The sequence below is a fragment of the Roseburia amylophila genome (assembly GCF_025567465.1).
Lineage (GTDB): Bacteria > Bacillota > Clostridia > Lachnospirales > Lachnospiraceae > Roseburia_C > Roseburia_C amylophila.
This window is the reverse complement of record NZ_JAOQKI010000006.1, coordinates 13,090-28,578: the sequence shown is the minus strand read 5'-3', so window position 1 is coordinate 28,578 and position 15,489 is coordinate 13,090. Positions and strand designations below refer to the sequence as shown.

15 protein-coding genes are annotated in these 15,489 nt (G+C 42.1%); all 15 read left to right on the top strand.

All coding sequences use genetic code 11. The features are described 5' to 3' along the window. Positions 1–18 precede the first annotated feature (18 nt). The 15 genes from recJ to OCV43_RS04845 all read left to right on the top strand — a co-directional run bounded on the left by recJ (position 19) and on the right by OCV43_RS04845 (position 15,451). The gene (recJ, locus tag OCV43_RS04920) at positions 19–1,779 is read left to right on the top strand and encodes a single-stranded-DNA-specific exonuclease RecJ (protein ID WP_262623552.1); all 1,761 of its coding nucleotides are present in this window, start codon (positions 19–21) and stop codon (positions 1,777–1,779) included. 166 nt (positions 1,780–1,945) lie between these two features. After that, positions 1,946–2,884 (top strand): lysophospholipase, encoded by a 939-nt coding sequence (locus OCV43_RS04915; RefSeq protein ID WP_262623551.1) that lies wholly within the window; start codon positions 1,946–1,948, stop codon positions 2,882–2,884. 14 nt (positions 2,885–2,898) lie between these two features. Next, complete coding sequence (locus tag OCV43_RS04910; protein ID WP_022242490.1) at positions 2,899–3,978, top strand: DUF1002 domain-containing protein; 1,080 nt, start codon at positions 2,899–2,901, stop codon at positions 3,976–3,978. Between the two features lie 208 nt (positions 3,979–4,186). Beyond that, positions 4,187–6,109 (top strand): DNA gyrase/topoisomerase IV subunit B, encoded by a 1,923-nt coding sequence (locus tag OCV43_RS04905; protein ID WP_117840847.1) that lies wholly within the window; start codon positions 4,187–4,189, stop codon positions 6,107–6,109. Positions 6,110–6,204: 95 nt separating this feature from the next. Continuing rightward, positions 6,205–8,442: a DNA gyrase/topoisomerase IV subunit A gene (locus OCV43_RS04900; protein WP_262623550.1), complete on the top strand. Its 2,238-nt coding sequence runs from the start codon at positions 6,205–6,207 to the stop codon at positions 8,440–8,442. 1 nt (position 8,443) lies between these two features. Next, the gene (locus OCV43_RS04895) at positions 8,444–9,766 is read left to right on the top strand and encodes a bifunctional folylpolyglutamate synthase/dihydrofolate synthase (RefSeq protein ID WP_262623549.1); all 1,323 of its coding nucleotides are present in this window, start codon (positions 8,444–8,446) and stop codon (positions 9,764–9,766) included. Then, positions 9,756–10,310 (top strand): GTP cyclohydrolase I FolE, encoded by a 555-nt coding sequence (gene folE / locus OCV43_RS04890; RefSeq protein ID WP_022242494.1) that lies wholly within the window; start codon positions 9,756–9,758, stop codon positions 10,308–10,310. Before OCV43_RS04895 ends, folE begins: the two co-directional genes overlap by 11 nt. A 13-nt stretch (positions 10,311–10,323) precedes the next feature. Further along, a complete protein-coding gene (locus OCV43_RS04885; RefSeq protein WP_227701199.1) occupies positions 10,324–10,830 on the top strand; it encodes an HD domain-containing protein in 507 nt (168 codons plus the stop codon). 66 nt (positions 10,831–10,896) lie between these two features. Continuing rightward, entirely contained in the window at positions 10,897–11,715 is an 819-nt protein-coding gene (gene folP, locus OCV43_RS04880) for a dihydropteroate synthase (protein WP_022242496.1), read from the top strand. Beyond that, complete coding sequence (gene folK / locus OCV43_RS13845) at positions 11,708–13,171, top strand: 2-amino-4-hydroxy-6-hydroxymethyldihydropteridine diphosphokinase (protein ID WP_022242497.1); 1,464 nt, start codon at positions 11,708–11,710, stop codon at positions 13,169–13,171. Before folP ends, folK begins: the two co-directional genes overlap by 8 nt. Then, positions 13,158–13,901, top strand: a complete 744-nt coding sequence (locus OCV43_RS04865) for a CPBP family intramembrane glutamic endopeptidase (RefSeq protein WP_022242498.1) — start codon at positions 13,158–13,160, stop codon at positions 13,899–13,901. Before folK ends, OCV43_RS04865 begins: the two co-directional genes overlap by 14 nt. 267 nt (positions 13,902–14,168) lie before the next feature. Further along, a complete protein-coding gene (locus OCV43_RS04860; protein WP_022242499.1) occupies positions 14,169–14,423 on the top strand; it encodes a helix-turn-helix domain-containing protein in 255 nt (84 codons plus the stop codon). Further along, the gene (locus tag OCV43_RS04855; protein ID WP_022242500.1) at positions 14,386–14,775 is read left to right on the top strand and encodes a hypothetical protein; all 390 of its coding nucleotides are present in this window, start codon (positions 14,386–14,388) and stop codon (positions 14,773–14,775) included. Before OCV43_RS04860 ends, OCV43_RS04855 begins: the two co-directional genes overlap by 38 nt. Positions 14,776–14,867: 92 nt before the next feature. Further along, positions 14,868–15,119, top strand: a complete 252-nt coding sequence (locus OCV43_RS04850) for a type II toxin-antitoxin system HicA family toxin (protein WP_022242501.1) — start codon at positions 14,868–14,870, stop codon at positions 15,117–15,119. Beyond that, on the top strand, positions 15,116–15,451 hold the full coding sequence (locus tag OCV43_RS04845) for a type II toxin-antitoxin system HicB family antitoxin (RefSeq protein ID WP_022242502.1): 336 nt from the start codon (positions 15,116–15,118) through the stop codon (positions 15,449–15,451). Before OCV43_RS04850 ends, OCV43_RS04845 begins: the two co-directional genes overlap by 4 nt. The last annotated feature ends 38 nt before the right edge of the window (positions 15,452–15,489 follow it).

The window sequence follows — 15,489 nt, the reverse complement described above, 5'->3', positions numbered from 1 at the left end:
TAAGGCAGAGAAAGCTTCATGGAGAAATGGATTGAAATCAGAAAAGGCGGCAATTTCATGGAAATGGCAAAGAAATATGGAATTGACCCACTGATTGCCCGGATTATAAGAAACCGGGATATAATAGATGAAAAAGAAATTACAGAATATTTGTATGGTGGAAAAGAGACATTACATAATCCTCATTTATTAAAGGATGTGGATAAAGCTGCAGAAATTATTGCAGAGGGCATTGCAGAGAAAAAGACCATGCGTATCATTGGTGATTATGATATTGATGGTGTCAATGCAACCTATATTTTATTAGATGGAATCCGCCGGTGCGGCGGCAATGTGGATGCTGCAATCCCGGACCGGATGAAAGATGGTTATGGAATCAATGAGCATTTAATCGAGCAGGCATTGTCCGATGGAAAAGAACTTTTGATTACCTGTGACAATGGAATTGCTGCAATCAACGAGATTAATTTTGCAAAGGAAAAAGGAATGACCGTTGTGGTAACAGACCACCATGAGATTCCTTATCGTAATACAGAACAGGGAAAGGAATTTCTACGGAGCAATGCGGATGCCATTGTAAATCCCAAGCAGGCGGATTGTCCGTATCCCTGCAAAGGAATCTGCGGAGCAGTAGTGGCGTGGAAGCTGGTGCAGGTGCTTTATGAGAGAATGGATATTCCGGTGGAAGAAGCAGATATTTTTATTGAAAATGCAGGCTTTGCAACGGTGGGGGATGTCATGGACTTAACCGGAGAGAACCGTATTTTGGTAAAGCTTGGGTTAAAAGCGTTAGAGCATACGAAGAATCCCGGAATGAAAGCGTTGATTGCAAAAAACAAGCTTTCTGACAAGCCGTTGAGTGCATATCATATCGGCTTTGTATTGGGACCATGTATCAATGCCAGCGGCAGACTGGATACGGCAAAACGTTCCCTGGAGCTGCTGCTTGAGCGGGATGAAGTAAAGGCTTCTGCACTGGCAGGCGAATTAGTGGAGCTTAACGAAAGCCGGAAATATATGACACAGCAGGAGACACAGAAGGCATTGGAACAGATTGAAAAGGAAGGCCGGGAAAAAGATAAAGTATTAGTGGTTTACCTGCCGGAATGCCATGAGAGTCTTGCGGGAATCATTGCCGGAAGAATCCGGGAAGCCTATCAGAGACCGGTATTTGTACTGACCAGAGGAGAAGAAGGAGTCAAAGGCTCCGGTCGTTCCATCGAAGCCTATTCCATGTTTGATAAAATGACAGAAGTGGCGGAGCTGTTTACAAAATACGGCGGACATCCTATGGCAGCAGGACTTTCCATGCGGGAAGAAGATATTGATAAATTGCGGGAACAGATTAATCAGAAGGCAGAACTTTCTGAAGAAGATATGGCAGAGGTGGTAAGGCTGGATGCGGTGCTTCCGATGTCCTATTTTACGGTAGATACCATCCGGCAGTTAAGTGTGCTGGAGCCTTGCGGAAAGTCCAATACCAAACCGGTATTTGCAGACCGTAATATTAAGATTACGAGAGCCGGTATAGTGGGCGTAAACCGGAATGTGTTAAAGCTTCATTTGTTGGATTCAAAGGGGAATCCGGTGGCAGGAGTTTATTTTGGAGAAGTGGAAAAATTTCTTACATTTCTCAGTGAAAAGTTTGGCAGTGAAGAAGTGGATGCAGCTATGCATGGAAAAGAAAACAGCATACAGTTTGCAGCCGTTTATGAGCCGGCAGTGGACACTTACAGTGGAAGAGAAAGTGTACAGGCAATAATACGGCGTTTTCGATAGTCCGGCATACACAGGAAGCTTTCAGAGGCGGGTTCTGTAGGTGAAACTTTAGGAATTTAAGAAAAATTTAATAGAGTATTATGGTTTTTGCAGGACGCTTCGGTTGTAAAAAGGGCAGAATCATTGTAAAATATAAGGGATTTATAACATACAGGGGGTATATTATATGACGAAAGAGGAAGTGTTTTCTTTCCCTTCCGCAGATGGGCGAACCACAGTTCATGCAGTACGATGGACTCCGGAAGATGGAAAGTATCGTGCAGTTTTACAGATAACACATGGTATGGTGGAATATATTGAGCGCTACCGGGCTTTTGCAGAATTTTTAAATGACAATGGTTTTCTGGTGGTAGGTCATGATCATATCGGACACGGCGAATCCGTTGTATCTAAGGATGAATGGGGATTTTTTGCAGAGCATCCCAGCGATACGGTGGTTGCCGATATGCATACACTCCGGGAGATAACACGGAAAGAGCATCCGGGTGTGCCTTATTTTATGTTAGGACACAGCATGGGTTCTTATATGCTTCGGAAATATCTGGCGATACATGGAGAGGGGCTTACCGGTGCTATAATTATGGGAACCGGCTGTATTCCGGACAATACCACAAAGCTTGCCATGTTTATTGCAAAGCTGCAGGCAGCATTTTTCGGCTGGCATCACAGAAGTAAATTATTACAGAAATTATCTTATGATAAATACTATCATCAGTTTGACCTGACAGGAAAAGATGCTTCCAATAGCTGGCTGACCAAGGATGAAGAAATAGTAAAAACCTATTATGCAGACCCGAAATGCACGTTTGTATTTACAGTAAATGCTTATATGGGACTGTTTGAGGCAGTTCTATTTGACAACCAGAAGGAAAATATTGAAGCAGTTCCAAAGAGTCTTCCGTTATTCTTTGTATCGGGAGCAATGGATCCGGTGGGAGGCTGCGGCAGCGGCGTAAAGAAGGTATATAATAAATTTGACGCAGCCGGCAAAGAGGATATTACCTGGAAATTATATGACAACGACCGTCACGAAATCTTAAATGAGACAGACCGTGATGTTGTATATCATGATATTCGGGCATGGATGAATGTTCACCTTGCCTGAAAAAGGAGGAAAAAATGAAAAAACATATCAAAAAAATAATGGGAATGGGATTGGCATGTATGCTGTTTCTTGGAGTGCCATTTCAGGCATCCGCAGCAGAAGTGACCGGTACCTTATCGACAGAGACATCCGGGGAAGATGGTGCGGCAGACGGAGCGGATAACAGTTCCGATGCAGCAGCAAATCCGGACAGTGGAGCAGACAGCAGCACGCCGGATGCCGGAGCAGCTGCAGATAACCCGGCAGCAGCCAATGACAAAGCAGATGACAATGTTGTAATCAAGGAAAGCGACAAACCATATCTGGCATTGGGCGCAGACTTATCCGAAGACCAGAAGAACACTGTTTTAAGCCTGATGGGAATTGACCCGGCACAGCTTGGTAACTATGACGTAGTAACAGTAAGCAACTCTGAGGAGCATCAGTATCTGGACGCTTATATTCCATCTTCCCAGATTGGAAGCAAGTCCTGGTCCTCCGTTGTGATTGTAAAGAAGGAGAAAGGAAATGGAATCAACATTTCCACAAAGAATATTTCTTATTGTACCGTTGGTATGTATAAAAATGCACTGGTAACAGCAGGGATTGAAGATGCAGATATCATTGTAGCAGGACCGAAAAATATTTCCGGAACTGCTGCGTTGGTTGGCGTATTTAAAGCATATCAGGAAATGACTGGTAAAGAGCTTCCACAGGAAAATGTGGATACCGCATTAAATGAGCTGGTATTAACCGGACAGCTTGAAAGCAGCACCGGAGCAGATGCTGAGTCGGTAGAAGGTCTGGTAGCATACTTAAAACAGCAGATTGCAGAGAATGGCCTCACCGATGATGACAGCATTCGCAAAGCCATTGATGAAGCTGCAGATAAATTTGATGTGACACTGACCGAAGACCAGAAAGCACAGTTATTAGAGCTTTTGAAGAAAATCGGTGATCTGGACCTTGATGTGGACAGTCTTGTAAATCAGGCAAAATCCATTTATGATAAGATTGAAAACCTTGGTGCAGATGGAATCTTTGATAAGATTGGAAGCTTCTTCTCAAATCTGTTTTCATCTATTGCAGATTTCTTTAAGAATCTGTTTAGTTAAGACGGAATCTGTTATTGGCAGTTCAAAACAACTACTGAGATATTCTTGGTAGTTGTTTTTTGCTTTGCAGGAAATTGTTTTCCTGTAAAGTAAAAAACGCTCCGCAGATAGAAATAAGAAAACACATGTTTGCCAAAAAAATCTCCATGTGTTATACTAGCCGCAGGGCTTCTTTTGAAGCAGTTTTTAGAAAGAAAGGAATGGAACAATGGCGAAACAGGAAACATATGATGCAAGCAGTATTTCCGTACTGGAAGGACTGGAAGCTGTCCGGAAGAGACCGGGAATGTATATTGGAAGCGTCTCAAGAAAAGGATTGAACCATTTAATATATGAAATCGTGGATAACTCGGTAGATGAGCATCTTGCTGGTGTATGTGATACCATCCGTGTTACATTAGAGGCAGATGGCTCCTGTACCGTAGAAGATAACGGACGGGGAATTCCGGTGGGAATGCATAAGAAGGGCGTATCGGCAGCCCGTGTGGTATTTTCTACTCTGCATGCCGGCGGAAAGTTTGATAATGCAGCATATAAGACCAGCGGTGGTCTTCATGGAGTAGGTTCTTCCGTTGTAAATGCACTTTCTACTTATATGGATGTAGAAATAAGCAGAGATGGTTATGTGCATCATGACCGCTATGAGCGTGGCGTGCCAACGGTAGAGCTGGTAAACGGACTGCTGCCGACAATTGGAAAGACGAAAAAGACCGGAACAAAGATTAATTTCCTGCCGGACCCGGAAATCTTTGAAAAGACAAGATTTAAAGAGGATGAAGTAAAGAGCCGTCTCCATGAGACTGCATATTTAAATCCTGCTTTAACTATTATTTATGAAGATAGGCGTGGGGAAGAAGTAGAACATATTGAATATCATGAGCCGGATGGAATCATTGGATTTGTAAAAGAGATGAATCAGAATAATGAATGTCTCCATGATGTCATTTATTATAAAGGAGAATCTGAGGGCATTTCTGTTGAAGTGGCATTCCAGTATACAACAGAATTTCATGAGAATGTGCTGGGCTTCTGTAATAATATTTATAATGCAGAGGGCGGAACACATCTGACCGGTTTTAAGACAACCTTTACCCAGGTGATTAATTCCTATGCAAGAGAGCTTGGCATTTTAAAGGAAAAGGATGCAAACTTTACCGGAACAGATGTAAGAAATGGAATGACTGCCGTTATTTCTGTGAAACATCCGGACCCAAGATTTGAGGGGCAGACGAAAACCAAGCTTGATAACCAGGATGCGGCAAGAGCCACCGGAAAAGTAACCAATGATGAAATTCAGATGTACTTTGACCGTAACCTGGATACTTTAAAGGCAATTATCGGATGTGCAGAAAAAGCAGCAAAAATCCGTAAGACAGAAGAGAAAGCGAAAACCAATCTTTTAACCAAGCAGAAATTCTCCTTTGATTCCAATGGAAAACTGGCCAACTGCGAAAGCCGTGATGCCTCCAAATGTGAAATCTTTATCGTTGAGGGAGATTCTGCGGGTGGTTCTGCTAAGACTGCAAGAAACCGGATGTTCCAGGCAATTCTTCCGATTCGTGGAAAGATATTAAATGTAGAGAAAGCAAGTATTGATAAAGTATTGGCTAATGCAGAGATAAAAACCATGATTTATGCATTTGGCTGCGGATTTTCCGAAGGATATGGAAATGACTTCGATATCAGCAAGCTTCGTTATGATAAGATAATTATCATGGCAGATGCGGATGTGGATGGAGCACATATTTCAACGCTGCTTCTGACTTTGTTTTACCGGTTTATGCCGGAACTGATTTACGAAGGACATGTCTATATTGCGATGCCGCCTTTGTATAAGGCGATGCCAACTAAGGGAGAAGAGGAATATCTTTATGATGATGCCGCCCTTGCCCGCTACCGTAAGACACACAAAGGCTCCTTTACACTGCAGCGTTACAAAGGTCTTGGAGAGATGGACGCACAGCAGCTTTGGGAGACAACCTTAAATCCGGAAACAAGAATGTTAAAACAGGTAGAAATCGAAGATGCCAGAATGGCATCGGATGTAACAGAGATGCTGATGGGAACGGATGTACCGCCGCGTCGTAAATTCATCTATGATAATGCAAAGGATGCAGAACTTGACATATAAATTTCTATGAATCCGTAAGGAATTGCTGACGGCATATTTTTATGGATGTATGGGAAATGATAGAAACAGAAAATCAGGAAGGAATTGGATAGATTATGGAAACGAAAGAACAGATTATCCGCACCGAGTATTCGGAAGTAATGCAGAAATCTTATATCGATTATGCCATGAGCGTTATTATCGCAAGAGCATTGCCGGATGTCAGAGATGGTCTGAAGCCGGTACAGCGAAGAACACTTTATGATATGCACGAACTTGGCATCCGTTATGATAAACCTTACCGTAAATGTGCCCGTATCGTGGGAGATACCATGGGTAAATATCATCCGCACGGTGACAGCTCCATTTATGATGCACTGGTGGTAATGGCTCAGGAATTTAAGAAAGGCCTGCCACTGGTAGATGGCCATGGTAACTTTGGTTCCATCGAGGGAGATGGAGCGGCGGCGATGCGATATACCGAGGCTCGCCTGCAGAAGATTACCCAGGAAGCATACCTTGCGGATCTGGATAAAGATGTAGTAGATTTTGTGCCAAACTTTGACGAAACAGAAAAAGAGCCGGAAGTACTTCCGGTAAAGGTGCCGAACCTTTTGGTAAACGGAGCAGAGGGTATTGCCGTTGGTATGGCAACCAGCATTCCACCACATAATTTTGGCGAAGTCATTGATGGTGTCAAAGCATATATGAAGAATCCGGATATTACAACGGAAGAAATAATGAAATATATCAAGGGACCGGATTTCCCGACCGGTGGAATTGTGACCAACCAGGATGAACTGCTTTCCATTTATGAGACTGGAATTGGTAAGATTAAGGTTCGGGGAAAAGTAGAGATTGAAGCAGTAAAAGGCGGAAAAGAGCGCCTGATTATTACGGAAATTCCATACACCATGATTGGAGCCAATATTGGAAAATTCTTAAATGATGTCTACAGTCTGGTGGAGACTAAGAAGACAAATGATATTGTGGATATTTCCAACCAGTCATCCAAAGAGGGAATCCGTATTGTCATTGAGCTTCGAAAGGGAGCAGATGCACAGAACCTTTGCAATCTTCTTTATAAGAAGACAAAATTAGAAGATACTTTTGGTGTCAATATGCTGGCTGTAGCAGACGGAAGACCGGAGACTCTGGGACTGGTTCCGATTATCCGTCACCATGTAAAGTTCCAGTATGAACTTGCTACCAGAAAATATAAGACTTTACTGGCAAAGGAACTGGATAAGAAAGAGATTCAGGAAGGTTTAATCCGTGCCTGCGATGTCATTGATTTAATTATTGAAATCTTAAGAGGAAGCCGTAATATCAAGGATGCGAAAAACTGCCTGATGAACGGTGTAACAGAAAATATTAAATTCAAGACAAAAGAATCCGAAAAGAAAGCTTCAAAGTTAAACTTTACAGAACGTCAGGCAACAGCAATTTTAGAGATGCGCCTCTATAAGCTGATTGGTCTGGAAGTGGAAGCATTGATGGATGAGCATAATACCACATTAAAGAATATCGCAGAATACGAAGATATTCTTACCAACCGCAGTACAATGGCGAAGGTAATTATGAAGGAATTGGATGGTCTTAAGAAAAACTATTCCAGAGAACGCCGTACCCGTATCGACAATGTGGAAGCTGCTGTTTATGAAGAAAAGAAGATGGAAGAGATGGAAGTGGTCTTCTTGATGGATCGTTTTGGCTATGCGAAAACCATTGATGTGGCGGCTTATGAGCGTAACAAAGAAGCAGCAGACAGTGAGAACCGTTATGTACTTCATTGTATGAATACTGGAAAAATCTGCATCTTTACCAATACCGGACAGATGCATCTGCTGAAGGTAGTCGATTTGCCGTTTGGAAAATTCCGTGACAAGGGACAGCCGATTGATAATGTAAGTAATTATGACAGCTCTAAAGAGCAGTTGATTTATATCACGGATCTGGCAGCACTGTGTACGCAGAAGCTTTTATTTGGAACTAAGACAGCCATGTTAAAACAGGTGGATGGAAAAGAATTTGACGTAGCAAAACGTACCACAGCTGCCACGAAGCTTGCAGATGATGATGCAGTTATATTCGTAGCACCGGTAGAAGAAAATATGACTATTGTTATGCAGTCGGCAAAGGACATGTTCCTTAGAATCGCAGCAGATACGATTCCGGAGAAGAAGAAGGGGGCGATCGGAGTCTGCGGAATGAAGCTTGCAGCAGGGGATGAACTGACCAACATCTATGCACTGGGTGAGGAAGAACCGCCAGTGGTCATGGTAAAAGATAAAGAAATTGCATTGAACCGGCTTCATATTGGAAACCGTGCAACCAAAGGAGTAAAGAAATAAATTGACATATCAGCAGGCACTTGCATTTGTAGAAGAAACAAAAAAATATGGCAGTATATTAGGACTGGACAGTATTCGGGCACTGATGAAAGAATTGGGCGATGTGCAGGAAGACTTATCTACCATTCACATTGCAGGAACTAACGGAAAAGGTTCCGTTGGAGCAATGCTTCAGGCAGTATTGGAAGAAGCCGGCTTAAAGGTAGGCAGATATAGTTCCCCGGCAGTCTTTTCTTATCGGGAAATCTGGCAGATAAACGGAAAAGCAGTTTCCGAAGAAGCATACGCTGCCTTGATGGAAAAAGTAAAGACAGCCTGTCTTACACTGACAGAAAAAGGACTTCCGCATCCGACCTCCTTTGAGGTAGAGACTGCCGCAGCGTTTTTATATTTTAAAGAAGAAGCCTGTGATGTGGTGTTATTGGAAACCGGCATGGGGGGAAGAGAGGATGCAACCAATCTGATTACCCATCCCATTTGCAGTGTCATTACTTCTATCAGCATGGATCATATGCAGTTCCTGGGAAATACGTTATCAGAGATTGCATTTGCAAAGGCTGGAATCATAAAAGAGAACTGCCCGGTGGTATCTGCCTGGCAGGAAGATGCTGTGAAAGAGGTTCTTGTCAAGGAGGCAGAGCGGCTTAAAGCACAGCTGTACCAGCCGAAGAAGGATGCCATAAGAAATCTTTTGTATGATATGAATGGAATGCAGTTTGATTATGTAAGAGAAGATAATTCACAGTGGAAGATAAGATTCCCGTTGACCGGTGCCTATCAGGCAGCCAATGCAGCCTGTGCGCTTAAAGTAATAGAAGTATTGAAAGAGAAAACATTTCCGCAGCTTACCTTATCGGTGATACAAAATGGCTTCCAGAAAGTCTGCTGGAATGGGCGTTTTGAACGTGTTTTAGAGGAACCATTATGCATTCTGGATGGTGCCCATAATGAGGGCGCAGCACTGCAACTTGCAAAAACGCTGGAAAACTGTTTTACAAATCGTAAGATAACCTATATAATAGGGGTGCTTGCTGATAAGGCACATGAGAAGATTTTAAAGATAATGCGTCCTTATTCGGAAACTGTATATGCGGTAACGCCGCATAATGGCAGGGCACTTCCGGCAGAGAAGCTGTCGGAGGAAGCGAAGGCAGCAGGCTATCAAACAGTAATAACAGAACCTTTGATTGAAGATGCGGTAAGACATGCAATTGCTGAGAGCTCGAGAGAAGATGTGGTGCTGATATTTGGCTCCCTGTCATATCTTGCAGAGGCAAAGCAGGCTGTCATACAGTATCGGGAAGGACAGAAGAATGATAGATAAAGAGAAAGTGGAAGCAGGTGTACGGCTGATATTAGAAGGCATTGGCGAAGATGTGAACCGGGAGGGTTTACTTGAGACTCCGGATCGTATTGCACGGATGTATGAAGAAATCTTTGGCGGAATGGACATGGATGCCGCAGAGCCTTTAAAGAAAAGATTTCATGCCAGCAATAATGAGATGGTAGTAGAAAAGGATATTACTTTTTATTCTACCTGTGAGCATCATATGCTTCCATTTTATGGAAAAGCCCACGTTGCTTATATTCCAAATGGAGAAGTAGTCGGCATCAGCAAGCTGGCAAGAACCGTGGAAATCTATGCAAGACGGCTTCAGATTCAGGAGCAGCTTACGGCACAGGTGGCAGATGCACTGATGGAGCAGTTAAAGCCGAAGGGTGTCATGGTCATGATGGAAGCAGAGCATATGTGTATGACGATGCGTGGTATTAAGAAGCCGGGCAGCAGGACGGTTACTTATGTGACCCGTGGTATCTTTAATGAGGATGAGCGTCTGGTAAATAAATTTTTTCAGATGGTGCGTTAGATATGGTGATGAAATGGAATATGTAGCGAGACTTTTGCATCAGGAGCAATACCGGAAAACCGTAAAGAAAATTGCCCGTCTGGAAGCGGACAGAATCTATTGCAGACATAATATGGAACACTTTATGGATGTGGCACGTCTGGCACAGATTCGCAATTTAAAGGAGCAGCTTGGTTTGGATGAAGAGATGATATATCTTTATGCCCTGCTTCATGATATTGGTCGTATGAAAGAATATGAACAGGGAATCTCTCATGCAGCGGCATCTGCCGAATTTGCAGGAGAGATTTTTGCAACTATAGGCTATCCGAAGGAAAAAGGAGATATCATCTGCCAGGCAATTCTGGCTCACCGCAGAGAGACCTGCAGTGAGCTGCATGGGGAGAAATTATGGCAGACAGCATTTACACAGCTTATGAAATGGGCGGATAAGGCATCCCGTATGTGCTTTGCCTGTGAAGCAGCAGACAGCTGCAAGTGGAGTGAAGAAGAGAAAAATAAACCGGAGACCTGGTTTTAAGCTGTCAGGAATCCGTAAGAAGCTGTTGGTAGCAGGTTCTACAGACAGCATAAAAGGAGAAGAAAAATGAGAATAGGCAATCGGACATTTGACACAGCAAATCATACTTATGTAATGGGAATCTTAAATGTAACACCGGATTCTTTTTCGGATGGGGGAAGTTATAACCAGTTAGACCTTGCATTAAAGCATGTAGAAGAAATGATGGCACAGGGGGCAGATATCATCGATGTGGGTGGAGAATCCACAAGACCGGGTTATACAAAGATTTCTGATGAAGAAGAAATTGAGCGTACTGTTCCGGTGGTAGAAGCAATTGTAAGCCGTTTTGATGTGCCGGTTTCAGTAGATACCTATAAAAGTAAGGTGGCAGAGGCTAACCTTGCGGCAGGAGCACATCTTTTAAATGACATCTGGGGACTGAAAGCAGATGATAAAATGGCTGGCGTGATTGCAAAATATGATGCCGCATGCTGTCTGATGCACAACCGCAACGAAGCAGATTATAAGAACTTTATGGAAGATATGAAAAATGATTTACGGGAAACATTACGTCTTGCAAAGGAAGCGGGGATTCGTGAAGATGGTATTATGACAGACCCGGGTGTAGGATTTGGCAAGACTTATGAGAATAATTTAGAAGCTATCCGATGCGTGGGAGAACTGAATGAACTGGGCTATCCGGTGCTGCTTGGCACATCCCGGAAGTCGGTAATCGGTCTGACACTGGATGTTCCGGCAAAGGAACGTGATACAGCTACAGCAGTAACCAGTGCTTATGCCGTATGGGCACATTGCGGATTTGTCCGCGTACACAATGTGCGTGCCAATGCAGAGGCAATTAAGATGGCAGAAGCAATCAGGGATGGAGGATTACATGGATAAGATTATTATAGAAAATCTTGAGCTATTTGCAAATCATGGAGTGTTTCCGGAGGAGACAAAGCTTGGACAGAAGTTTCTAATCAATATGGAACTTTATTTACCAACCAGAAAAGCAGGATATTCGGATGATTTGACAGAATCGGTAAATTATGGAGAAGTCAGCCATTTTGTAACAGAATTTCTGACGACACATACCTATAAGCTGATTGAAGCTGCAGCAGAGCAGACAGCACGGGCAGTGTTATTGCATTTTCCGTTGATTCAGAAATTAAAATTTTCCATACATAAACCATGGGCACCGGTGGGACTGCCTTTATCAGATGTGGCAGTGGAAATAGAACGGGGCTGGCATAAGGTATATCTTGCCTTTGGTTCTAATATGGGCGACCGGAGAAAATATATTGAAGATGCCGTTGAAGAACTGCGGAACTTAGAAGACTGCAAGGTAGGAAAGGTATCTGATATCCTCGAGACAGAACCTTATGGCGGCGTGGCAGAAGGCGCATTTTTCAATGGATGTCTGGAACTTCATACCCTGTATACACCGGAAGAATTATTGGAGAAGCTTCATGCCATAGAAGCTCATGGCAACCGGGAGCGTAAGATGCGCTGGGGCTCAAGAACGATAGACCTTGATATTTTATTTTATGATGATGAAGTGATATCTACCCCGGAACTTACGATTCCGCATATTGATATGGCAAACCGCCTGTTTGTGTTAGAACCGCTGTGTGAAATCGCACCATATCTCTGGCATCCGGTGTTAAAAAAGACGGTGCTTCAGATGAAACAGGAACTGAAGGGCAGAAAAGACATTGTTTTATTTGATTTGGATGGAACCATTACCAATTCCAAGGAAGGAATAACAAAGTGTGCCCAGTATGCCCTAAAGGCATATGGTATTGACGAACCGGATGCAGATAAGCTTGAATTCTTTATCGGACCGCCACTTAAAAATACTTTTATGGAACATTATGGCATGGATGAAGAGACCGCAGTAGCGGCAGTAGCCAAGTACCGGGAACGCTATCATCCAACCGGTATCTTTGAATGCAGCCTTTTTGATGGCGTTGAGGATGCTTTGAAATCTCTCAAGCGAAAAGGCTATCGTATCGGACTGGCATCCAGTAAGCCGGAAGAATCCTGCCGGCGTATTTTGGAGCATTTCCATATCCTGTCCTATTTTGATGAAGTGGTGGGAGCCACAATGGATGGCAGAATAGACAGCAAATATGAGGTGTTGCAGGAAACGATAAAGCGGATGCATATTTATGATACTACCGAGGCAGTATTGATTGGAGATACCAGATTTGATGTGTCAGGAGCCAAAGAAGCACATATGGACTGCATCGGTATCACTTATGGATTCGGAACGAAAGAAGAGTTGCAGGAGGCTGGTGCAAAAGCAATCTGTGACAGTATTGAGGAGGCGGCAGAATATATTGAAAGATTATAAGCTACTTCGCATCTGGGAAGTGATTTATCCCATCGGTATTTATTTTGTAGTAACAAATGTTGTGATGTTTGTGTTAAATCTCATGCATACAATGACCAATGAAAATTATATGATTTATCAGATTATTGCAACGGTGATAGCATTTCCCTTTATCTATGCTTTCTATCGGAAAGAAGATGGCGGGAAAATGGCAAATCTGCCACGAACCATTTTATTTGCAGCAGCCGCAGGCTTATTTGGCGTAGTGTTAAATAATCTTATCGAATATACCGGCTTAAAAGAAACATCGCAGAGCTATCAGGATGTAAGTGCTGCTTTTTACGGAAGTACTCTGGCATTAGAAATCCTTGGAACCTGTATCATAATTCCGTTCTTAGAGGAACTTCTTTACCGTGGCATCGTTTACCAGCGTTTGAAAGCGTTTTTGGGAGTGAAGACAGCAATTGTATTATCGGCAGTAATATTTGGAGCCATGCATTTTAATCTGGTGCAGTTCCTTTATGCCACAGCGGTAGGACTCTTGCTGGCAGTCATCATGGAACAGGAAGGGCTTGGCGCAGCCATGGCAGCCCATATGGTAACGAATCTGGTATCGGTACTTCGAAGCGAGACAAAGCTGTTTCATTTCATGGATGCATCCATGACGGGAAGCGTCATATGCACCGTGGTGGAGAGCGTGCTGATAGTGGTGTTGCTTGTGCTGGCTTTCCGTGGTGGAAAAGAGAAGTAAAATCTGGTTAATTGAATAAATTGTAAAAATAAAAGGAATCTAATTTTGATAAAATTCCCCTTTGGTAGATAAGGTAAATGTTCTTAGTCTACTTAAGGGGAATTTTTTTGAAAAAATGGAGAGAAACTGGAAACATGAGAAGCTAAAAAGGTAGAAGGTATTCGCTGATAGATATGACAACTATCCTGGATTGCTTGTTGACACCTGTACCCTAATAGGGTATAGTATGGGTAGAAAAATTATTAGAACTGGAAGGTACACTATATTATGAAAGAAGATACAATACTGGTGGAAATAACAAAGATGAGAAAGGAAACTGGATTAAGTCAGAGCCGGTTTGCAGCATACTTTGGAATACCAACAAGAACGTATCAAAAATGGGAACAGAAAGAAAATACGCCAGCTCCATATATTCCGGAAATGATGAGTTGTATACTTCATCTTGAGAAAAGAGTAAAGGAGTTGGAGGAGAGACTTTCTAAGTATGAAGAACCGGGGAAAGATGTTGCAGAGGTCCAATAGAATAGAAAAATTTGTGGATGATGTAAAAAGTATTACAAGATTGGATGATTTTGGAAAGTATTTAACTTTTTTATTGGAATTAAATATTTATACATTAAATGTGAACCGAAATTTTTTCGATATTTCGTTAATTCGGAAAGAGGATGGATGTTATTTATATTGCCCGATATTTAATAATGAAACAGCATATCTTTCGGATACGCAAAACAAATATCCATTAGAAAAGAATATTAATACACTTATAGCCGAGGTATGTAATAAAATCTATTCAAGAATATGTGAAATAGATGAACATCAGAAAATAATACATCCAGAGTTTTGCTGGGATGATGTCAGAACAGAATGTTTTTAATGGCAAGGTATAAAAGGCATATATGTGAGTGCAACTAATTTTAGTTGCATCTGCTGTGAGCAGGGAGTATAATATAAAAGGAGAAGAAATTTATGAGCAGAAAGGATAAATTATTAGAGAAACTTTTGCAGAAGCCAAAAGATTTTACCTTTGATGAAATGGTATCATTACTTTCCTATTTGGGATATGAATTAAAACAGGGAGGCACTGGTTCAGGGGTAAAATTTATAAAGGATGGTTCTAATGAAGTGATAAATTTTCATAGACCTCATCCTAATGGGACATTAAAACGCTATATTTTAGACCAGGTGATTGAAAAACTAAGAAAGGATGGCGTATTATGAGTGACTTACTATCATACAAAAATTATAATGGTACAGTAGAGTTTTCGAAAGAAGATAATTGTTTATTTGGTAAAGTAATCGGTATTAAATCGCTGATTTCCTATGAAGGGGCATCCGTAAAGGAATTAGAGCAGGATTTCCATAATGCAGTGGATGAATATCTTGAGGATTGTAAGGAGAGAAATATTGAGCCAGAGCAACCTTATAAGGGGACTTTTAATGTAAGAATTAGTCCGGAATTGCATAGAACTATTGCAATCTATGCTATGGAGCATGGAAAAAGTTTAAATGCTGCGGTGGAAGAGGCAATCGACAATATGGTTAAGCTGTAGTATTTGTTATATTATAATTGACAAAAAAGAAAAGCTGA